At 61.1% G+C, this 20,188-nt stretch carries 24 protein-coding genes and 1 tRNA gene; 15 read left to right on the top strand and 10 right to left on the bottom strand.

Features of this window, described 5'->3' with window-relative positions; genetic code table 11:
- Nucleotides 1–211 (top strand): hypothetical protein (locus tag QTL96_RS07730; RefSeq protein ID WP_289727293.1); only part of this gene is annotated, 211 nt, incomplete at its 5' end.
- Between the two features lie 54 nt (nt 212–265).
- Here the strand turns inward: QTL96_RS07730 and QTL96_RS07725 are convergent.
- Nucleotides 266–730: a BA14K family protein gene (locus QTL96_RS07725; RefSeq protein WP_289727292.1), complete on the bottom strand. Its 465-nt coding sequence runs from the start codon at nt 728–730 to the stop codon at nt 266–268.
- A gap of 227 nt (nt 731–957) precedes the next feature.
- Between QTL96_RS07725 and QTL96_RS07720 the strand changes: the two genes are divergently transcribed.
- Both QTL96_RS07720 and QTL96_RS07715 read left to right on the top strand, forming a co-directional pair.
- On the top strand, nt 958–1,599 hold the full coding sequence (locus QTL96_RS07720) for a DUF47 family protein (protein WP_026283297.1): 642 nt from the start codon (nt 958–960) through the stop codon (nt 1,597–1,599).
- Nucleotides 1,599–2,603 carry an inorganic phosphate transporter gene (locus QTL96_RS07715; RefSeq protein ID WP_289727291.1) on the top strand — a complete coding sequence of 335 codons (1,005 nt, stop codon included), beginning with the start codon at nt 1,599–1,601 and terminating at the stop codon, nt 2,601–2,603. Before QTL96_RS07720 ends, QTL96_RS07715 begins: the two co-directional genes overlap by 1 nt.
- Nucleotides 2,604–2,613: 10 nt before the next feature.
- Here the strand turns inward: QTL96_RS07715 and QTL96_RS07710 are convergent, their stop codons facing one another.
- Nucleotides 2,614–2,907: a hypothetical protein gene (locus tag QTL96_RS07710; RefSeq protein ID WP_112941473.1), complete on the bottom strand. Its 294-nt coding sequence runs from the start codon at nt 2,905–2,907 to the stop codon at nt 2,614–2,616.
- Between the two features lie 108 nt (nt 2,908–3,015).
- On the opposite strand from QTL96_RS07710, the gene QTL96_RS07705 reads away from it, so the two are divergent.
- A tRNA-Asn gene (locus QTL96_RS07705) sits at nt 3,016–3,090 on the top strand.
- A gap of 151 nt (nt 3,091–3,241) precedes the next feature.
- Here the strand turns inward: QTL96_RS07705 and QTL96_RS07700 are convergent.
- From QTL96_RS07700 to QTL96_RS07680, 5 genes are all read right to left on the bottom strand, one after another.
- Nucleotides 3,242–3,424: a hypothetical protein gene (locus QTL96_RS07700; protein WP_289727290.1), complete on the bottom strand. Its 183-nt coding sequence runs from the start codon at nt 3,422–3,424 to the stop codon at nt 3,242–3,244.
- 109 nt (nt 3,425–3,533) lie between these two features.
- The gene (locus QTL96_RS07695) at nt 3,534–4,757 is read right to left on the bottom strand and encodes an MFS transporter (RefSeq protein WP_289727289.1); all 1,224 of its coding nucleotides are present in this window, start codon (nt 4,755–4,757) and stop codon (nt 3,534–3,536) included.
- 178 nt (nt 4,758–4,935) lie between these two features.
- Entirely contained in the window at nt 4,936–5,370 is a 435-nt protein-coding gene (locus tag QTL96_RS07690; RefSeq protein ID WP_289727288.1) for a hypothetical protein, read from the bottom strand.
- Nucleotides 5,371–5,491: 121 nt separating this feature from the next.
- Nucleotides 5,492–6,082, bottom strand: a complete 591-nt coding sequence (locus QTL96_RS07685) for an alpha/beta hydrolase (protein ID WP_289727287.1) — start codon at nt 6,080–6,082, stop codon at nt 5,492–5,494.
- 9 nt (nt 6,083–6,091) lie between these two features.
- Nucleotides 6,092–6,292 carry a hypothetical protein gene (locus QTL96_RS07680; protein WP_112941478.1) on the bottom strand — a complete coding sequence of 67 codons (201 nt, stop codon included), beginning with the start codon at nt 6,290–6,292 and terminating at the stop codon, nt 6,092–6,094.
- A gap of 305 nt (nt 6,293–6,597) precedes the next feature.
- Between QTL96_RS07680 and QTL96_RS07675 the strand changes: the two genes are divergently transcribed.
- The 4 genes from QTL96_RS07675 (at nt 6,598) to QTL96_RS07660 (ending at nt 11,639) form a co-directional block, all read left to right on the top strand.
- Nucleotides 6,598–8,043 carry a deoxyribodipyrimidine photo-lyase gene (locus tag QTL96_RS07675; protein ID WP_289727286.1) on the top strand — a complete coding sequence of 482 codons (1,446 nt, stop codon included), beginning with the start codon at nt 6,598–6,600 and terminating at the stop codon, nt 8,041–8,043.
- The gene (locus QTL96_RS07670) at nt 8,040–9,377 is read left to right on the top strand and encodes an FAD-dependent oxidoreductase (protein WP_289727285.1); all 1,338 of its coding nucleotides are present in this window, start codon (nt 8,040–8,042) and stop codon (nt 9,375–9,377) included. The genes QTL96_RS07675 and QTL96_RS07670 overlap by 4 nt, the downstream gene beginning before the upstream one ends.
- The gene (locus tag QTL96_RS07665; protein WP_289727284.1) at nt 9,374–10,216 is read left to right on the top strand and encodes a DUF1365 domain-containing protein; all 843 of its coding nucleotides are present in this window, start codon (nt 9,374–9,376) and stop codon (nt 10,214–10,216) included. Before QTL96_RS07670 ends, QTL96_RS07665 begins: the two co-directional genes overlap by 4 nt.
- Before the next feature lie 163 nt (nt 10,217–10,379).
- Nucleotides 10,380–11,639, top strand: a complete 1,260-nt coding sequence (locus QTL96_RS07660) for a class I SAM-dependent methyltransferase (protein ID WP_289727283.1) — start codon at nt 10,380–10,382, stop codon at nt 11,637–11,639.
- 124 nt (nt 11,640–11,763) lie between these two features.
- Here the strand turns inward: QTL96_RS07660 and QTL96_RS07655 are convergent, their stop codons facing one another.
- Nucleotides 11,764–12,597 carry an SDR family NAD(P)-dependent oxidoreductase gene (locus tag QTL96_RS07655; RefSeq protein ID WP_289727282.1) on the bottom strand — a complete coding sequence of 278 codons (834 nt, stop codon included), beginning with the start codon at nt 12,595–12,597 and terminating at the stop codon, nt 11,764–11,766.
- A gap of 100 nt (nt 12,598–12,697) precedes the next feature.
- A complete protein-coding gene (locus QTL96_RS07650; RefSeq protein ID WP_026283300.1) occupies nt 12,698–13,342 on the bottom strand; it encodes a ChrR family anti-sigma-E factor in 645 nt (214 codons plus the stop codon).
- A 230-nt stretch (nt 13,343–13,572) separates the two neighbouring features.
- Here QTL96_RS07650 and QTL96_RS07645 point away from each other — a divergent pair, with 230 nt between their 5' ends.
- The 5 genes from QTL96_RS07645 (at nt 13,573) to QTL96_RS07625 (ending at nt 17,369) form a co-directional block, all read left to right on the top strand.
- The gene (locus tag QTL96_RS07645; RefSeq protein ID WP_289727281.1) at nt 13,573–14,613 is read left to right on the top strand and encodes a cysteine synthase A; all 1,041 of its coding nucleotides are present in this window, start codon (nt 13,573–13,575) and stop codon (nt 14,611–14,613) included.
- A gap of 6 nt (nt 14,614–14,619) precedes the next feature.
- Nucleotides 14,620–15,357, top strand: a complete 738-nt coding sequence (locus QTL96_RS07640) for an alanyl-tRNA editing protein (protein WP_289727280.1) — start codon at nt 14,620–14,622, stop codon at nt 15,355–15,357.
- 21 nt (nt 15,358–15,378) lie between these two features.
- Nucleotides 15,379–16,248 (top strand): 3-mercaptopyruvate sulfurtransferase, encoded by an 870-nt coding sequence (gene sseA / locus QTL96_RS07635; RefSeq protein ID WP_289727279.1) that lies wholly within the window; start codon nt 15,379–15,381, stop codon nt 16,246–16,248.
- Between the two features lie 2 nt (nt 16,249–16,250).
- On the top strand, nt 16,251–16,811 hold the full coding sequence (locus tag QTL96_RS07630; protein WP_112941487.1) for a GNAT family N-acetyltransferase: 561 nt from the start codon (nt 16,251–16,253) through the stop codon (nt 16,809–16,811).
- Between the two features lie 87 nt (nt 16,812–16,898).
- A complete protein-coding gene (locus tag QTL96_RS07625) occupies nt 16,899–17,369 on the top strand; it encodes a DUF1203 domain-containing protein (RefSeq protein WP_289727278.1) in 471 nt (156 codons plus the stop codon).
- A gap of 63 nt (nt 17,370–17,432) precedes the next feature.
- Here the strand turns inward: QTL96_RS07625 and ald are convergent, their stop codons facing one another.
- On the bottom strand, nt 17,433–18,551 hold the full coding sequence (ald, locus tag QTL96_RS07620) for an alanine dehydrogenase (protein WP_111561353.1): 1,119 nt from the start codon (nt 18,549–18,551) through the stop codon (nt 17,433–17,435).
- Between the two features lie 162 nt (nt 18,552–18,713).
- On the opposite strand from ald, the gene QTL96_RS07615 reads away from it, so the two are divergent.
- Together QTL96_RS07615 and QTL96_RS07610 are read left to right on the top strand one after the other, a co-directional pair.
- Entirely contained in the window at nt 18,714–19,175 is a 462-nt protein-coding gene (locus tag QTL96_RS07615) for an Lrp/AsnC family transcriptional regulator (protein WP_112425295.1), read from the top strand.
- 73 nt (nt 19,176–19,248) lie between these two features.
- The gene (locus tag QTL96_RS07610; RefSeq protein WP_289727277.1) at nt 19,249–20,130 is read left to right on the top strand and encodes a DMT family transporter; all 882 of its coding nucleotides are present in this window, start codon (nt 19,249–19,251) and stop codon (nt 20,128–20,130) included.
- Nucleotides 20,131–20,188: the final 58 nt, after the last annotated feature.

Here is a 20,188-nt window from a genome sequence, read left to right as displayed (position 1 = left end):
AGCGGCCTTTGATATCGCTTGGGAATTATTCCAGGCTCAAGTGTGGCAATGTGTCTATAAGCGTCTGAAAATGCCCATTTTCCCGGTTCCGGGCGAGGCCTCCAAATTCTCACCGAAAAATGATGTGCTTATACGTGACGCCCTGGACGTACGCGGTCGATGCGCGCTCGCACGTCGAAACCCGCGCGCTCTCAGCATAAAAAAAACCTGACCGCTATCGAGCGATCAGGTTCATCATTATCGTCCAAGCTTAGCGTTAGCTCGATCACGGGCCTACGCACTGACGGCGGGGGCCGTAGTTAGGCTGGTAGGTGTTGTCTGAGGCGCGATAGGAACGGTAGCGGCTGTAGCAATAGTCCACATGCGAACCGCCGGAGCGAACGCGCGGCTGCGATGCCAGTACGCCGCCGAGTATGGCGCCTGCAGCCAATCCACCGATAATCGCTCCGGTGTTATCGCTGTGACGGCGGTAGTAGCGGTTGTCGTAGCGATTGTAGTCTCGGCGATAATAGTCGCGACCTCGGTCACTGTAGCGGTAGCGATCCCGGTTACCATAGCAGTTGCGGTAAGGACCGCAGCGATCGCGATACTCCGGCTTTGGCTCATTCGGCAGGCCAGTCAGTCCATCGACAGCCTTGCCGCGCGGGTAACGCACGTCGAAGGCGCTGGCCGGGGAGATGCTCCCCAGACATGTCATCAACGCCACGGCGATAATGGCCAGTTTCTTCATTTCAGACCTCACAATCCACAGAGATGCTTTGTTCGTTGTCTCATGGCGGGTTAACGCGCATTCCGGCAACTCGTTCCAATCACTTGGTTTTGCTCAGAATTCATCAGCGAATACGGCGATTTCGTGAGGGTTAACCCTGCGCGCCCGAATGACCGTCCGGCACTTTCTTTGGTCTGGTCGCTGCTTTATGACAGTTTTATGACAATACCCTTTCATGGATGGATACTATGCTGAGCTGGTTTCGGAAACTCATGCCACGCGAAGACCGCTTCTTCGATCTCTTCGCGCAGCACGCGAAAACAGTCGTGGGTGCTGCCGAAGCGCTGAACGAACTGCTTTCCGGAAACGACACCGAAAAGCACTGCGCGCGCATCGTTACACTGGAAAACGAGGCTGACGATATCACCCGCGATGTCCTGCTCGCCGTTCGCCGCAGCTTCATCACGCCGTTCGACCGGGTCGACATCAAGGACCTCATCCAGTCGATGGATGACGCGATCGACATGATGCACAAGACGGTCAAGACCATCCGCCTGTTCGAGCAGAAGAGCTTCGATCCCGTGATGCAGGAAATGGGCAAGACGATCGTTGAGGCCGCGCACATGATCGCCGAGGCCATTCCGCTGCTCGACCGAATCAACGCCAACGCCCCTCGCCTGACGGCGATTGCCGAGGCGGTAACGCGGATCGAGGGACGGTCGGACGAATTGCACGATCAGGGGCTGAAGGACCTTTTCCACAAGCACGGCGCCACCAACCCGATGGCCTATATCATCGGCAGCGAGATCTACGGCGAGCTTGAAAAGGTCGTCGACCGCTTCGAGGACGTCGCCAACGAGATCAGCGGCATCGTGATCGAGAACGTCTGATGGACGCCACCCTTGCCTTCCCGCTGCTTGCCGGGCTGATCGCGGTCGCGCTGTTCTTCGATTTTCTGAACGGCCTTCATGATGCGGCGAACTCGATCGCGACGATCGTCTCGACGCGTGTCCTCAGGCCGCAGTTCGCCGTTGCCTGGGCGGCCTTCTTCAATTTCATCGCCTTCCTGTTCTTCGGATTGCATGTCGCCGAGACGCTGGGGACAGGGATCATCGATCCGGCCATCGTCTCGCCGATGGTGATCTTTGCGGCGCTGATGGGCGCGATCATCTGGAACATCGTCACCTGGGTGTTCGGCATTCCGTCGAGTTCGTCGCATGCGCTGGTCGGCGGGCTGGTCGGCGCCGGGCTGGCCAAGGTCGGCTTCAGCTCGATCGTCTGGAGTGGTCTCTTGAAGACCGCGGGCGCGATCGTCATGTCGCCGATGATCGGCTTCCTCCTCGCGCTGTTCCTGGTTCTGGCCGTTTCGTGGCTCTTCGTGCGGCAGACGCCGTTCGCGGTCGACCGCACCTTTCGCATCATGCAGTTCGTCTCGGCGTCGCTCTATTCGCTCGGACACGGCGGCAATGATGCGCAGAAGACCATGGGGATCATCGCCATCCTGCTCTATTCGCAGGGCTATCTCGGCGGCAGCTTCCATGTGCCGCTGTGGGTGGTGCTGTCCTGCCAGTCGGCGATGGCGCTCGGCACGCTGTTCGGCGGCTGGCGCATCGTGCATACGATGGGATCGAAGATCACCCGGCTGAACCCGATGCAGGGCTTTTGCGCGGAGACCGGCGGCGCGCTGACGCTGTTCGGCGCCACGTGGCTCGGCATCCCCGTCTCGACCACACACACCATCACCGGCGCGATCATCGGCGTCGGCGCGGCACGGCGGGTGTCTGCCGTGCGCTGGGGCCTTGCGGGCAATATCGTCGTCGCCTGGGTGGTGACACTGCCGGCCGCAGCACTGATTGCGGCCGCCTTCTATTGGATCGCCGGCCTCTTCGCCTGAGCGATTAATTTCAGGAGGCGGAATTCCGCCTCCTGTGCCACCACACCGAAAATCGTCGTCTCATTCGCCGCGCGACATGCAGGTCGTGCGACAGCACCAGCACGCCGAGCGGAATCATCCAGAAGCCGAGAATCGGAAGAAAGCCAAGACATCCGCCAAAAATCAGCAGTCCGCCGATCAAAAGCCTTGCTATGCGCGACTTCGGCAGCGGAATGCGGGTCGGCCCCATGACGATGTGGCCGGTGGTGTGATCGATGCCAAAGCGTTTGGCGGTGTTTTTCGGGCTCTCAGTCATCCACAGCATGTGGGGATAACCTGAATGATTGCAAGGAGATGTCATTTTTTTGAAAAAACCGCTTGGCAAATCGAGCAAGCATTTGTATTAGCCCACTCACACCGCGGCGAGCGGTGATCCCTGGTAGCTCAGCGGTAGAGCATTCGACTGTTAATCGACAGGTCGCCGGTTCGAATCCGGCCCGGGGAGCCAGTTTCTAAAAGGCCTGCATTGAAAAATGCAGGCCTTTTTCTTTTCCGAAATCAAAGCGATAGGTTTCGCCCCGAGCTTCTCTCGGCGGCGGTATGCGCTTGCTTCATCCCCGCTGGCGGTCGAGCCACGGGATGAAGACGACGTGGCGAGATCAATAGCCGCAGGAGCGTCCTTCGTTCGGCCTGAAGCCATCGGAGCAGGCGCGGTTCATGGAATCGCCAGGCACATAGCCAGATGCCGAGCCCGCGGAGGTCGGGTAGCCCGCACACCCTGTGGTGAGCGCCGAAAGGCCGATCAGCGCGATCGCGGCCACGACGTTTGAAATTCGCTTCATATGCACCTCTCCTCGAAACTGTCTCTGCTATTAAGCTAGCGCGCATCCGCCAAACGCCACGTAAATTTCTTGGGTCACGATTGGCGAATGCTTGTCGCGGTTTGGCACCCTACCCTTGCAGCGTGTCGACCTTGCGAAGATCTGGGAAGAGCCGCGTCCACAGGAGCACCACGACAATGGTTCCGACGCCGCCGATGACGCCGGCGGCAACTGGACCCATCATGCCGGCGAGCATGCCCGATTCAAATTCGCCGAGCTGGTTCGAGGTGCCGATGAAGAGCGAGTTGACGGCGTTCACGCGGCCACGCATTGAATCCGGGGTCAGAAGCTGCACGAGAGAACTGCGCACCACGACGCTGACCGTATCGGCAGCCCCCACCACCAGCAGCGCCGCAATCGACAGCGCGATGTTGGTCGATACGGCAAAAACGATGGTCGCGACGCCGAACACGGCCACGGCAGTCAGCATTTTTGCACCGACCCTGCTCGTCAGCGAGCGTCTTGCCAGAACGATAGACATGGTGAGCGCGCCGACTGCCGGGGCCGCGCGCAGCATGCCCAGCCCCCAGGGGCCGGCATGCAGGATATCGCTGGCGAACATCGGTAGCAATGCCGTGGCGCCACCGAGGAGAACGGCGAAGAGATCAAGCGAAATGGTGCCGAGCATCACGGGCTTACTCTTGATGAAGGAGACGCCGGCGAAGACGGAGGCGAGCGTGACCGGTTCGCGCTTGCTCGGCGTCCATTCCATGCGGATCGAGATGACGTTGATGCTTGCGACGGCAAACAGGACGGCGGCCACGGCGAAGGGAGCAACGGCATCGACGCCGTAGAGCAGGCCGCCCAGCGACGGGCCGACGATCAGCGCCGTCTGCATCATCGAGGTCGATGTTGCCACCGCGCGCTGAAGCAGCGAGGGCGGCATAATGCTGGGAAGAAGGGCTGCCATCGTCGGGCGCTCGAAGGCGACGGTCGCGCCCATGATCGTCACCGCCGTCAGGATGCCCGCTGGCGTCAGCCAGTTCTGCCAGGTGGCGACGGCAAGCGCCGCCGACACCGTGGCGAGTATCAGTTGGCAGATCAGGCCGATGCGCCTTCGGTCGAAACGATCGGCGACGTGGCCGACCACGAAGGTCAGAACCACCATCGGCAGGAACTGGCAGAGCCCAACCATGGCCAACGCAAAGGCGCTATGGGTCTGATCGTAGATCATCCAGCCCATGGCGATGGCGACGCACTGAAAGGAGAGAGAGGAAAAGACGCGGGAAGCCGCGAAATTGAGATAGCCGGGATGGCGCAGAACGCTATCCTGGTGAACTGCTGATGCATCCATGAGAAAACTGTCCGGCCCGCTGCCGACAGCGCGCCTCTGGGGGTTGTTGCTGCAACCGTTTCCGCCCGGACAGTCGTGCTTGTCAATGGCATCGGGGCCGCTTTCCGTTCGGCCCCGCTAAAACACGTGATCGTGACCGCCAACGGTGCTTGCCGCGGCGGTCATCCGATCAGGGACGTTATCTCTTCTTCTTTGTCGAACGGACTTTGACCGGTGCCGGCGGCGGGATCAGTTCGGCGTCGGCGTAGCAATATCCGGCGACCCAGCCGTCGCTGGCGAAGAGCTTGGAATCGCCCTCTGCGTGCCACTGGCAGGTCAGCGAGTTGGGGTCCCATGCGGTGACGGTCACGTCATAGACGCCCTTGCCGGCGAAGGTGGTCTTGGGATTGCCAGTCAAACGCCAGCCATCGGCCGGCTGCATCGTCCATGATACCCTCTGGCCCTTGCGGGCTTTCTGCTTGATGCCGAATTCGGGGGTCTGGCAGCGGTTGGTGGCGGGATCGCAGTTCATTTTCGCCGTCGACATCTGCGTCGGCGTATTTGTGACCACCGTCTGGCAACTGCTGAGCGTAAACGCCACGAGTGTCATGGCCAAGGCAACTTCATACCACATATCCGGCCTCCCATCCGTCACATGCTATCGATGAGGACCACATTACAGCATTACGACAGGCTCGGCTCTTCACCGTTCGGGGGATATGGGCGCCGACGATTACATCGAACGGCAATAGCGATCAGCCAAGCGAGGTGTGCGACGCGTGTTCCGGTACGTATCGCCTCGGCGCCTTCGCCTTCTCCCTGAGATTGTCGAAGAGCGCATAGCCGCCGGTCCAGCGACCGAAGCCGCTGGCGATATTGATGTGGCCCGCGAGGCCAATGTTCCTGAGCTCGGTCTTCCACAGACGCGCGTAGAGCGTCAGGCGGTCGAGCTCCATGTAATGGTCGTTGAGGCTGCCGACGGTGATGCTCGGAAAAGGCAACGCCCTTGTCGGCATCGGCCCGAAGCGGATGGCGGCATCCGGATGCCGTCGTTCGGTGGGGCGCAGGTCGCAGGGGGCGACAAGGAGCGCGCCCTTGATGCGGCGCGCCGATGGCCGGTCGGCGAACTTCGCCGTCAGCAGGCAGCCGAGACTATGGGCGACAATATAGGCCTCGCCGTGCTCGATGAGCGCCTCTTCGAGCCGGTCGGCCCAGCGATCGACCAAAGGATCGTCCCAGTCGTCCTGCTCCACCAGAACGCTGTCGGGGTGGTCACGGAGCCAGTATCGCTGCCAGTGGCCCTGGTCGGAGCCGTTGAGCCCAGGAATGATCAGTGTCGCTGTCATCGCCCTCTCCTAGAAATCGGAATAGCGCGGGCTGTGCATGAGCGCAGAGATCTCGTCGGTCATCTGCATGATGCGCTCGCGCAGATCAGCGCCCGTTCCATCCTCGATGTCCTCGCTACCAAAGCAGTATCGTGCCTCGTGCAGCTCCAGCCTCGCTTCCAGCTGGTCGCGGATGGTGCAAAGGCGATCGAAATGCCTGATGATACTCATCGTCGTCTCTCCTGTGCGACCGCATTCTCCGGCCACCATCTGATGAGAGCAGTATTCTCTATCTTTTTAGTGGATTAAAGGAATGAGCATCCCTGCATGCGCGGACAAGGGGAAAAATCGGCATGCCGATCTCGCCTGAGGGCGACAATCAACCCGCCAGGCGACCCGCGACGCGCGCAACCGCCGATGCTGTCGGATAATTTACCGATGTGCCGTGTTAAATCTTTATGCAGGCTGAAACTTTTGATCCACACTCCCCGTAGCTTCGTAACAGAAGCAACACAGAAACAAGGGGATCACATTCATTGTCCGACGATGCCGCAAAGCCGCTTATCCTCTGGTTTCGCAAGGATCTTCGCCTCGACGACAATCATGCGCTGCATGCGGCCTGCCGCACCGGACGCCCGATTATTCCCCTTTATATCCGCGAGCCCTCCTCTTCCGGCACCGGGCCTCTGGGCGGCGCGCAAGAGTGGTGGCTGCATCATTCCATTGTGTCGCTCACCGCATCGATCGAAGCGCTTGGCGGCTCGCTCAATCTTGTGAGCGGCGATGCGCTCGATGTGCTCCTCGACCTGATCAAGAAGACCGGCGCGGACACCGTCATGTGGAACCGCCGCTACGATCCGCCCGGCATCGCCATCGACACGCGCATCAAGCGGGAGCTCGAGCAGCAGGGGCTGGATGCGCAGAGCTTCGCCGGCCAGCTGCTGCATGAGCCGTCGCGGCTGAAGACAGGCGGCGGGACGCCTTACCGCGTCTATACGCCATTCTGGCGGGCGCTAGAGGGTGCCGGCGAACCGCCCCACCCTGTCGATGCGCCCAAGAAGGTCAAATTCGCGCCGGAGCTGCCCGCAAGCGAGACACTGAAGTCCTGGAAACTTCTGCCGACCAAGCCGGACTGGGCCAAGGATTTCGCCGAAGTCTGGACTGCCGGCGAAGAGGCCGCGCGCGAGCGGCTTGCGGATTTTCTGGATCAGAGCCTCGACGGCTACAAGGCCGACCGCGATTTTCCGGCCAAGCAGTCGACCTCGATGATGTCTCCCTATCTGGCGCTGGGCGTGATCTCGCCTGCCCGCATATGGGAGGAGACGCGAGGATTGGACGTGCCGGCGGACGATCTGGTTCACTTTCGCAAGGAGCTCGCCTGGCGCGAATTCTCCTACCATCTGCTGTTTCACTTCCCGAAGCTGCCATACGCCAACTGGAACGACCGTTTCGATGGCTTCGAGTGGAGCAACAGCACCGCGCATTTTCGCGCCTGGACCAAGGGGATGACCGGTTACCCCATCGTCGATGCCGGCATGCGCCAGCTTTGGAAGCACGGCTTCATGCATAACCGGGTGCGGATGATCGTCGCCTCCTTCCTGATCAAGGACCTGATGATCGACTGGCGGCGCGGCGAAGCCTGGTTTCGCGACACGCTTGTCGATGCCGACCCCGCTAGCAATGCAGCCAGCTGGCAATGGGTCGCCGGCTGCGGAGCGGATGCCGCTCCCTTCTTCCGCATCTTCAATCCGGTTCTGCAGGGCGAGAAGTTCGATCGCGATGGCGCCTATGTCCGCGAGTCCGTTCCAGAGCTTGCGGCGCTCGATACCAAGTACATTCACAAGCCATTCGCGGCACCTCAAAGCGTGCTCGACAAGGCGGATATCCGGCTTGGCGAAACCTATCCCAAGCCGATCGTCGACCACGCGACCGCCCGCGACCGGGCGTTGAAAGCCTACAACGCCGTAAAGGACGCAGCATGAACGCGCATTTTCACCACCCGCACAGTCGCTTGAAGATCGCGGTTATCGGCTCCGGCGTCTCCGGGGCATCGGCGGCATGGGCGCTCAATCCGCTGCATGACGTCACGCTCTATGAAAAGGAGACGCGCGCCGGCGGCCACACCGCCACCGTTGATGTCGATTACGACGGAACTCGCATTCCCGTAGATACCGGCTTCATCGTCTACAACGAGCCGAACTATCCGAACCTGACCGCGCTGTTTGCGCGGCTCGGCGTCGCCACCCATGCCAGTGACATGAGCTTTTCGCTCTCGCTCGACCATGGCAAGCTGGAGTGGAGCGGCAGCGGACTGTCTTCGATCTTCGCGCAGAAGCGCAATCTGGTGCGCCCCTCCTTCCTCTTGATGATCCGCGAGATCCTGCGCTTCAACAAGACCTGCCTCATCGACCGCGCCGCAGGCCACCTCGCCGCGCGCTCGATCGGCGACTATCTCGACTGGCGCGGTTTTTCGCCGGGGTTCACCAACAATTATCTGGTGCCGATGGCAGCGGCGATCTGGTCTACGCCGGCGGCGAAGATGATGCAGTTTCCGGCCGAACATTTCGTCAATTTCTTCGACAATCACCGCCTGATCTATTCAAGGCAGCACCAGTGGCGCACGGTGACCGGCGGCAGCCGAAACTATCTCGACAGACTGCTGGAGCCTCTGGGCGACCGGCTGAAGCTCGGGCTCGGCGTGCGCGCCGTCATCAGGGCCGAGACTGGCATCATCATCGTCGACGACCGCGGCGAGCAGCGCCACTTCGACAAGGTGATCCTTGCCGCGCACAGCGATCAGACGCGACGCATGCTCGTCGATGCGACCGAGCAGGAGAAACGGCTGCTGGCGGCCGTTCCCTATCAGCCGAACAGGGTGGTGCTTCACCGCGATCCGATGCTGATGCCGCAGCGCCGGAAGGTCTGGGCGTCCTGGAACTACCTGCGCTCCAGCTCGGCTAACGGCAACGCCGATGTCGCCGTCACCTACTGGATGAACAAGCTGCAGGCGATCGACGATCGCTTCCCGTTATTCGTGACGCTGAACCCCGATCGCGAACCGGACCCGAGCAAGGTCTTCGCGGAGTTCAGCTACGAGCATCCGCAGTTCTCAGCCGACAGCGTTCAGGCGCAGCGCGCGCTCATGGATATACAGGGTCGCAACGGCTGCTACTTTGCCGGCGCCTGGACGGGCTATGGGTTCCATGAGGACGGGTTGAGTTCTGGCCTTGCGGCCGCCAAGGCGCTCGGCGCGGCGCTGCCGTGGAGCACGCTCAAGACCGATAGTATCGAACCGGAGCTGGACGCCGTCGCATGACGCAGGAGCGCGAAGGACGAGGCGTGAGCATGCGCGACAACGGGCCGCCGCCCGAGGCCGCGGCCGTGCTCTATGTCGGCGACGTCATGCACCAGCGCATGAAGCCCTTCGGCCACCGCTTTCGCTACCGCGTGTTCTCGATGGCGATCGATCTCGACCGGCTGGACGAGGCGGATCGGCTGTCCGCGCTGTTTTCCGTGAACAAGCGCAATGCCGTGTCGTTTCATGAGAGCGACCATGGCGGCGAGATGGGTGCACGAGCGCATGCCGATGAACTGCTGGCGCAGGCGGGCTTGCGTGCCCAGCGCATCGTGCTGGTCTGCTATCCCCGCATCCTTGGCTACGTCTTCAATCCGCTTTCCGTCTACCATGCCTATGACGCGCGTGATCAGCTGATCGCGATGATCTACGAGGTTCGCAACACCTTCGGCGAACGGCATACCTATGTCTGCCCCGTTGGCCCCGGCGAAATGGGCGACACCGGTGTTAGGCAGAGTTGCGACAAGATCTTTCACGTCTCGCCGTTCATCGAGATGGGCATGCGCTACAATTTCCGCATGCTGCCGCCGGGCAAGGAGATCCGCTGGCGTATTCTCGAAACCGATGCCGATGGCCCGCTGCTTGCGGCGATCTTCTCAGGACGACAGGTGGGGCTCACGACCAGGAACCTTGCGTGGCTCACGGCCGCCGTTCCGTTTTTGCCGATCAAGATCGTCGGCGGCATTCACTGGGAGGCGCTGAAATTGTGGCTGAAGGGCGCGAAGTACATCGCAAAGCCCGCGCCACCCGCCCCTGTCAGCGTGGTCGCGCCGCGCGAGAGGGCGGAGGCAGCGGAATAGCTAAGCGTGCTTCGATATATGCGTCGATCGTGCGCAACACAGGATTGGAAAATTGTTTGGCTTTTCCAATTTTTACGATAGCGTTCAAAGCAATCGCCGGGGGGCGGAGATTTTCAGCGCATCGTCGTCCTGAACCGGCCAAAACTTGCCGGAGGAGAAAACCATGAGTGATGCTAGCGACTTGACCGATTCTCAACGCAACGCGATCCAGCTGACGCAGCAGAATATCGGACAGGTTTCGAAGGGACTGCCGCTGCGCGCGAAGCTTGCGCTGAGGGCATTGCTTCGCATGCAGCATGGCTCGCTGACGATCGCGTTTCCCGATGGCCGTGTTGTGCTGGTGACCGGCAGCAAGCCCGGCCAGCACGCCGAGATCCACCTGAAGAACTGGAACATCTGCTACCGGGCGCTTTCAAACGGCACGATCGGCGTGGCCGAGAGCTACATGGACGGCGATTGGGACAGCCCCGATATCGCGGCCTTCCTCGAGCTGTTCATAGTCAACGACGAGGCGATTCAGGATTATGCCAACGGCAAGCGCGGCCTGCCCCGTCTGGTCGAGCGCATCCGCCACTGGATGAACACCAATACCCGCAAGGGTTCAAAGCGGAACATCTCGGCGCATTACGATCTCGGCAACGACTTCTACAAGCAGTGGCTCGATCCGACGATGACCTATTCGTCGGCGCTCTATTCCACCGGCGCCAACGATCTGCAGTCGGCGCAGAACGCGAAGTACCGAGCTCTCGCCGAGGCAACCGGGATCAAGCCCGGAGACCATGTGCTGGAGATCGGCTGCGGATGGGGCGGGTTTGCCGAATTTGCCGCCAGCGAGCTGAATTGTCGGGTCACGGGCCTGACGATCAGCCGCGAGCAGCTGGCATTCGCCGAGGAGCGCATCCGCAAGGCAGGGCTCAGCGACAAGGTCGACTTCCGCTTTCAGGACTATCGCGACGAAACCGGCGTCTACGACAAGATCGTTTCGATCGAGATGTTCGAGGCCGTCGGCGAGAAATACTGGCCGGCCTATTTCTCCAAGCTCGAGCAGTGCCTGAAGCCCGGCGGCAAGGCGGGCCTGCAGATCATAACGATTCGGCCCGAGTCCTTCGAACAGTACAGGAGCAATCCAGACTTCATCCAGAAGTACGTTTTTCCCGGCGGCATGCTACCGACCCGCGAACATTTGGCCGAGCTTGGGCGAAAAGTGAATTTGTCACTGGTGCGGGACTTCGGTTTTGGGTTAGACTACGCACGTACTCTGGCCGAATGGCGAGAGCGTTTTTGGTCCGTTTGGGAACGAGTTCGACCACTGGGCTTCGATGATCGCTTCAAGCGGCTCTGGGAGTTCTATTTATTTTATTGTGAAGCAGGTTTCCGCGCCCGAAACATAGACGTCCGCCAGGTCGTCTTTTCGCGGAGCTGACGAGAGCGGGTGGCGGGACCAGACAGTCGACCTCCTGTCCCGGTCGCCATCCGCCTCGTCTATCCCCTCAGCAACAGCCGAGTGGTTGCCATCGCATGGGCGCGGTGACGCGTGAGCGTCTGCGCTATTCCGCCGGGCTTGGCGTCACCGGGCGGCGACCACCGGCGCGTGGGCGCTCCTGCCAGCCTGTGGCGCGGTTCACCAGCCAGAAGTACAGGCTGTAGGGCATGAGGTTGAGAGCCTTCAGGGTGTAGGTAAAGCGCTTCGGGAAGGTGATCTCGAAATTCTTCGACTTCAGGCCGGCATAGATCTCGGCGGCGGCCTCGTCGACCGGCACCAGCGACGGCATCGGAAATTCGTTCTTGCGGGTGGCGGGCGTGTCGACGAAACCCGGATTGATGAGTTGGATGCGGATGCCCATCTTGTCGAGATCGAATTTCAGGCTCTCGGCCATGTTGATCAAAGCAGCCTTGGTGGCGCCGTAGGCAGCACCCGTGGGAAGGCCGCCATATCCTGTTACCGAGGAGACGATGGCGATCTGCCCCTGCCCCTTGTGCTTCATGTGACGCACCGCAGGCACGAGGCAATTGACCACGCCCTGTAGATTGACGGCGAAGCTCTGCTCGAAATCCTCGCTGCGCAGTTCCTCGGCATGAACAGGCAGATAGACGCCGGCATTGAAGACAGCGAGCGCCAGCGCGCCGTGCTCGTATTCGATCGATGCGAGCACATGCTCCATGTCTTCAGGATTGGTGACGTCGCCATCCAGCACGATGATGCTGCCGGGCAAACCGTTGGCTTCCGATTGCAGCTCGGCGAGCTTTTCGTGGTCGCGGGCGGTCACGGCGACCTTGTAGCCTTCGCTTGCCAATTTCAGCGCCAATGCCCGGCCGATGCCGGAGCTTGCGCCTGATATCCAGGCAATTCCATGTTCGGGGCGGGCTACAAAATCGTTCATGGCGCGACTCCTTAGGTTGTATCGAAGAACGTCGAAACGCGCCCGGAAGTTCCTCTCAACCTTCCGGGATAATGGCTCTATCACGCTATTGTGGCTGCTTTCAGCCGATCAGGTCGCCAATCAGCTGGCGGAAGGACCCGGTCAGTTTGATGGGGGCATCGAGAACGGAAAATGCAATGCAGGGACGATCTTTTTCGGCCACCGGACGGTGATCGATCGTCTCGTCGGCAACGGAGATATCGCCGGGGCCGAAGCGGCCGCGATTGTCGTTGAAGGCGCCGTCGAGGATGAGCGTGAGCTCCATGCCCTTGTGGGTGTGAGCCGGCATGGCGCGGCCCGGCTTGATCCACATGACGCTGACTTCGCAGCCGTCGATATCGACCGAATATTCCTTGAAGCCGGGGAGCTTGGTCTTCCACGGCACCGTATCGACATCGAAGCCGACGAGGCGGCGCAGGGCGCGCGGGAAGATGCTTGGTTTGTCAGTCGCGATGAATGGCTTGGGCTCGACCGGCGCAGCGGATGCGAAGATCCGCGCCAATCTGGCATCGCGGTCATCGAGACTTGCTTCGGAGGTCTGCTCAAGCTCTTGGCCGGCCAGAAACTCAAGGTCCTGCACCAGCATCCGACGATCCGGCTTCATTTCCAGATGCGATTCGACAAGAACGCGCGCCGGCTCCGGAAGGGAACCCGCAACATAATACGCCATCAATGCATCGACCGTGTCGATATGCTCGTGAACCATGATGGTTTCGGTCGTTTCCGCTTTCAGTGATTGCTTTGTCATCATCCATACGATGAATGTCAATCTCCGGATCACATAGCGACCCGGATCAGCACGTGGCGAACCAATCTGGGACGGGAAGTCTAATTTTACCGTGTTGGTTGAGGGCGAGGAATAGGATTTCTTGCCAACCCAGCCTTGTGAAGGGAAAAGACCGTTCCTAAACTAAGTGTTTCAAAGAGGCAGATTCCATGACCGTTCATCCTTCCGTCCTAGAAGCCATTGGCAACACTCCCCTGATCAAGCTCAAGGGAGCGTCGGAGGCGACCGGTTGCACCATTCTCGGCAAGGCGGAATTCCTAAACCCGGGACAGTCGGTTAAGGATCGCGCGGCGCTTTACATCATTCGCGACGCTGAGAAGAAGGGCCTGCTGCGGCCGGGCGGCGTGATCGTGGAAGGGACCGCCGGCAACACGGGCATCGGCCTGACGCTTGTCGCCAAGGCGCTCGGCTATCGCACCGTGATCGTCATTCCCGAGACGCAGAGCCAGGAAAAGAAGGACGCGCTGAAGCTCTTGGGCGCCGAACTCGTCGAAGTGCCTGCCGTGCCCTACAAGAACCCCGACAACTACGTGAAGGTTTCCGGACGGCTGGCCGAACAGCTCGCAAAGACCGAGCCGAATGGCGCGATCTGGGCCAACCAGTTCGACAACGTCGCCAACCGGCAGGCGCATATCGAGACCACGGCGAAGGAAATCTGGGCCGATACATCGGGCAAGGTCGACGGCTTCATTTGCTCGGTCGGCTCTGGCGGCACGCTTGCCGGCACGGCGATGGGCCTCAAGAGCTTCAACAAGGACATCAAGATCGGCATCGCCGACCCGGATGGCGCGGCGCTCTACGAATTCTACAAGAACGGCGAACTGAAGTCCGCGGGTTCCTCGATCACCGAGGGCATTGGCCAGGGCCGCATTACCGCCAATCTCGAAGGTTTCACGCCTGATTTCGCCTACAATATCTCGGATGCGGAAGCCCTGCCCTATGTCTTCGATCTCGTCGAGCATGAGGGGCTTTGCCTCGGCGGCTCGTCGGCAATCAACATCGCGGGCGCGGTTCGGCTTGCAAAGGACCTCGGCCCCGGCCACACGGTCGTGACCATTCTCTGCGACTACGGCAACCGCTACCAGTCGAAGCTCTTCAATCCCGATTTCCTGACATCGAAGTCGCTGCCGCTGCCGGCATGGCTGACCTCGCCTGTCGATATCAAGATCCCATACGAACCCGCAGCGTGAGGCCCAATGCCCGTTAATGCCCTCTACCGTGACGACTTCCATCTCTCGACCTGCGAAGCCGTCGTCACCGCCATCCACGAAGACGGGGGCATCGAGCTCGATCAGACCTGCCTTTACGCAACCTCAGGCGGCCAGCCAGGCGATACCGGCTTTCTCGAGCGCGCTGACGGCAGCAAGATAACACTTGGGCAGACCAAGCATGGCGCCGCCAAGGACATCATCATCCATGTTCCGCTCGAGGGACAGGCAAGCCCTGCGGTCGGCGAGAAAGTGGTGCTGCATCTCGACTGGGAGCGCCGCCACAAGCTGATGCGCATGCACACGGCCTGCCACCTGCTTTCCGTCGTCTGCTCCTACCCGATAACAGGAGCGGCCGTCGGCGAAGAGGAGAGCCGTGTCGATTTCGACATGACCGACACGATCGACAAGGACGAAGTGACGGCCAAGCTGATGGCGCTGGTCGACCAGGACCATCCGGTTTACCTGCAGTGGATTACCGACGAGGAACTGGCGGCCAATCCAGGGATCGTCAAATCCAAGAACGTGCGCCCGCCGATGGGGCTCGGTCGCGTCAGCCTCGTCTGCATCGGCGAGAACTCGGCGATTGACAGCCAGCCCTGCGGCGGCACACATGTTGCGACAACACGAGAAGTCGGACAGATTCACATCGCCAAGATCGAGAAGAAGGGCAAGGAAAACCGCCGCTTCCGTATCCGTTTCGGCGCTCCTGGCGACGACGCATAAGCATTGATTGGAGAGAGCAGTATGAGCGAGACCACGAGCCGCTTCGTCGTTTCGGCCGATTGGGTCGAAAAGCAGCTGGGGACTTCAAGTTTCAAGGTGGTGGACGCCTCCTGGTATCTGCCGGCCCACAAGCGCGCCGCCAAGGAGGAGTATGTGGCCGGCCACCTTCCCGGCGCCGTGTTCTTCGATCAGGACGTGATCGCCGATCATTCGACCGGCCTGCCGCATTCGCTGCCCTCGCCAGAGTTCTTCGCTGCCGAAGTCGGCAAGCTCGGCATTGCAGAGACGGACACGATCGTCGTCTATGACGGCATGGGCTTCTTCTCGGCGCCGCGCGTCTGGTGGATGCTGCGGACCATGGGCGCCAAGGACGTCTACGTTCTGGATGGCGGCCTTGATGGTTGGAAGGCCGAGGGACGCGCACTCGAGACCGGGACGACCGCCCCGGCGCCAGCCGAGTTCAAACCGAAGTTCCGTGCCGACAAGGTTATCCCCTTCGAGACCATGCGTGAGATCGTCGATGACGGTTCGGCGCAGATCGCCGATGCTCGCGGCGCCGGCCGCTTTACCGGCGAGGAAGCCGAGCCGCGTGCGGGCATGCGTTCTGGCCACATGCCCGGCGCCCGCAGCCTGCCGGCGACGAGCCTCTCGGCCAATGGCCGCTTCAAGGATGTGGCCACGCTGAAGACGATGATATCAGACGCGGGCATCGATCTCTCCAAGCCTGTCGTGACGAGCTGCGGCTCGGGCGTGACCGCCGCGGTGATCATGCTGGCGCTGGAAAGCGTTGGACATGACGACAACGCGCTTTACGACGGCTCCTGGAGCGAGTGGGGCAGCCGTCAGGATACGCCCATCGTTACCGGCCCCGCAGAAGCGATCAAAGCTTGACCATGGCAAAAGCTCCCTCTTCGCTGAAGGCCCATGTGACCCGCCTCGAAATGACGGCGGCGCCGAAGACGAGCCTGCCAGTGCCGGTCAATATCCAGACCGCCATCATGCGCGCGCCGGAAATCCCGCTGCCGTTCTACCGCTATCTCTACCGCCAGGTCGGCGCGCGATGGCAGTGGGTGGATCGCCTGAGGATGAGCGACGAGGAACTGGCCACCACGCTCTATGACAAGCGCAACACAATCTGCGTGCTCTATGTGAACGGCGCGCCTGCCGGGTTCTACGAGTATCTGACGATTGACGAGGATACGATCGAGCTCAGCCATTTCGGGCTGATGGAGCACGCGCTGGGTCTTGGGATCGGCAAGTGGTTCCTGCTGCAGGCGCTTTATGCGATCTGGACGCAGAACCCTTTGCGCGTGACCACCACGACCAACAATCTCGACCATCCCAGGGCGTTGCAGCTCTACCAGATGTTCGGTTTTTCTCCTGTCTCGACGGGCACCGCGATCGTGCGGCCGCTCAGCGACAAGGAGTTGCTTGAGCTGGCGAAGAGAAGCTAGCGGCGCGTTTCGGCGGTTGCGCAAGGATCGGGTGGCTCCCACTCGGGTTGAAGCGCATTCAAGGCAAGCTCGAAAAGGAGACTTGCCATGACTGCCCTATCTTTCACCGCGATGCCCACTGCCGACGCCGAGGCGATCTGGAACGGCGGGAACGATGCCTATGGTCACCTGCCGGAGACAATGATTTCCGATGGGCCGGGACACCCCTGCCGCCATTGCCTGAAGAACATAGATGCAGGCGACGCGCTTTACGTCTTCGCCTACCGTCCCTTCCCGGAGCTACAGCCCTATGCGGAGACCGGACCGGTGTTCCTGCATCAGAAGCGCTGCGAACGCTATGCCGCCGCGGAAGTGCTGCCGCCTGTCCTGACGACCAGCCCCAACTTCATCCTGCGCGGCTATGGCACCAACAACCGCATCGTCTACGGCACCGGCGCGGTGACCGAGGTCGCCGATATCCCTGCCTATGCGGCAGAGCTTCTGCGCAAGCCCGAGGTCGCCTATGTGCATGTTCGCTCGGCGCGCAACAATTGCTATCAGTGCCGGATCGACGGTTAACTCACGGAAAAAAGCCGGTTGCGGAGAGAGCAACCGGCTTCAGTTGACGTAGCGCGATGGACTTTACGCTACGTTGAGCACGGCTTCCGCAGCGTAAGGCTCGTAGCCCAGCGCCTCGGCAACGGCTTTATTGGTGACCCGTCCCTTGTGGACGTTGAGACCGTTTCTGAGATGCCTGTCTTCGGCGATGGCGCGCAGGCCGCGATCGGCGAGCGCAAGACCATGGACCAGCGTGGCGTTGTTCAGCGCATGCGCCGAAGTGACCGGAACCGCGCCCGGCATGTTGGCGACGCAGTAGTGCACGACGCCATCGACCTCATAGGTCGGGTCCGAATGGGTCGTCGCGTGCGATGTTTCGAAGCAGCCGCCCTGGTCGATGGCGACATCGACGATGACCGAGCCCTTCTTCATGCCCGAGAGCATTTCGCGGGTGACGAGCTTGGGCGCGGCAGCCCCGGGGATCAGCACCGCGCCGATGACGAGATCAGCGGAGAAGACTTCGTCTTCCAGGGCCTGGATGCTGGAGTAGCGGGTGTGGATGCGGCCGGAGAAGAGATCGTCGAGTTGGCGCAGGCGCGGCAGCGACTTGTCGAGGATGGTGACATCGGCGCCGAGGCCGGCTGCCATGCGCGCCGCATGCAGGCCGACCACGCCGCCGCCGATGATGGTGACCTTGGCCGGCAAGACGCCGGGGACACCGCCCAGAAGAATGCCGAGGCCGCCATTGGCCTTCTGCAGTGCCGTTGCACCGGCCTGGATCGAAAGACGACCGGCAACCTCGGACATCGGCGCCAGCAGCGGCAGGCCGCCACGGTCATCGGTCACCGTCTCGTAGGCGACGCCAGTGACACCTGACGACAGCAGGCCCTTGGTCTGCTCGGGGTCCGGCGCAAGATGCAAATAGGTATAGAGGATCTGGCCGTCGCGCAGCTGCGCCCATTCCGACGGCTGCGGCTCCTTGACCTTTACGATCATGTCGCACTTTTCGAAGATATCCTTGGCGGAGGAAGCGATCTTCGCGCCCGCGGCGGCATAGGCCGCGTCATCGGCGCCGATGCCGGAACCCGCCTTCGTCTCGATCCAGACCTCGTGGCCATGCGCGATATATTCGCGAACGGCTGCAGGCGTCAGGCCGACGCGATATTCGTGATTCTTGATTTCCTTCGGACAACCGACGCGCATCGGGGCGCTCCTCCTCGTTTGTTTTCCCGCCTCGTCGAGCGAAGCGTTCACAAGGGGAATCCAATCACCGCGTGCGCGAAATGTCCTTGCAAAGAGGATTTGCATATACGGCAATTTTCGAAGAAAGATGCGTTTCGGACGCAATAATCGAAAGTTCTTCGAATGTCGGAACTCGATGCCATCGATCATGCCATTTTGAAAGCGCTACAATCGAACGCGCGGATCACCAATGCCGATCTTGCCGCCAAGGTGGGGCTCTCCGCGTCGGCCTGTTCCAGGCGGCTCGACATCCTCGACCGCAGCGGCGTCATCCTCGGCTATCACGCGCATGTCTCGCCGAAGGCGCTCGACTACAAGATGATCGCCATCGTGCACATCTCGCTGTCGGGCCAGTTCGCCAAGACGCTGTCGGAATTCGAGACCGCCGTGAAGCGCTGTCCCAATGTGCTCGTCTGCTACCTGATGTCGGGTGAGTACGACTATATCCTGCGCGTGGCGGCCCGCGATCTCGAGGACTATGAGCGCATCCATCGCGACTGGCTCTCGGCCCTGCCCCATGTCGTGAAGATCAACTCCAGCTTTGCCTTGCGCGAGGTGATGGACCGGCCCAATGTGGGCTTGTGACGGAGGAGCGGAATCACTTGCCTGCGCGGGTGCTTCTGGAATACGGCCAAGGCCGGTGCATTAAGAAGACGCCATGAGATCGAAGACCCGGGGCTATATTTTCGTTCTTCTGGCGATCACCATCTTTTCTATTCAGGACGGCATCTCGAAGCATCTGGGCGGTGCCTACCCGCCCGTCTTCGTCACGATGATCCGCTATTGGGCCTTTGGCCTCTTCACCATCCTTCTGGCCGCGAAGATGCGCGGCGGGATTGTCGCCACGGCGCGCACCAAGCGGCCGGTCCTGCAGGTGATCCGCGGACTGCTTCTCGCCGCTCAGGTGGTTGTCGTGATCAGCTGCTTCGCGGTGATCGGGCTCGCTCACTCGCAGGCGATCTTCTCGGCGACGCCAATCCTGATCGCGCTGCTGGCCATGCCGCTGCTCGGCGAGCGGGTGGGCTGGCGGCGGTGGACGGCGATCGGCGCGGGGTTGGTCGGTGTGCTTCTGATCCTCAAGCCCGATAGCGGCTTCTTCGACGTCACACTGCTGCTGGCCGTCCTCTCCTGCTTCCTCTTTGCTTTCTACGTCATCGCAACCCGGCTGGTCAGCCGCGACGATTCGTCGATGACCAGCTTCTTTTACACCGGTGTCGTCGGCGCCATCGCGATGACTCTGGTCGGGCCGTTCTATTGGACCTGGATGGCGCCGACGGACTGGGTGTGGATGGCGCTCGTCTGCATGACCAGCATATCGAGCCACTACTTCCTGATCCGCGCCTACGACATGCTTGATGCCGCGGCCGTCCAGCCGCTGACCTATCTTCAGCTCGTCTACGCCTCGATCATCGGGGTGACGATCTATGGAGAGACACTGAGCCTCAACACGATCGTCGGCTCCGTCATCGTCGTCGCCTCCGGTATTTTCACGATCTGGCGCGAGCATGTCGTCGGCCGCCGGGAAGCAATGCGGAAGTAAAAATCGACCGTGCAATTTTAGCGAATTGTATAAATTCATTTCAATCTACGCGACGTAT

It is taken from the genome of Rhizobium sp. S163 (genome assembly GCF_030380805.1).
Lineage (GTDB): Bacteria > Pseudomonadota > Alphaproteobacteria > Rhizobiales > Rhizobiaceae > Rhizobium.
Note: the sequence above shows the minus strand (reverse complement) of the source record. Positions and strands in the feature narration are given on the sequence as shown.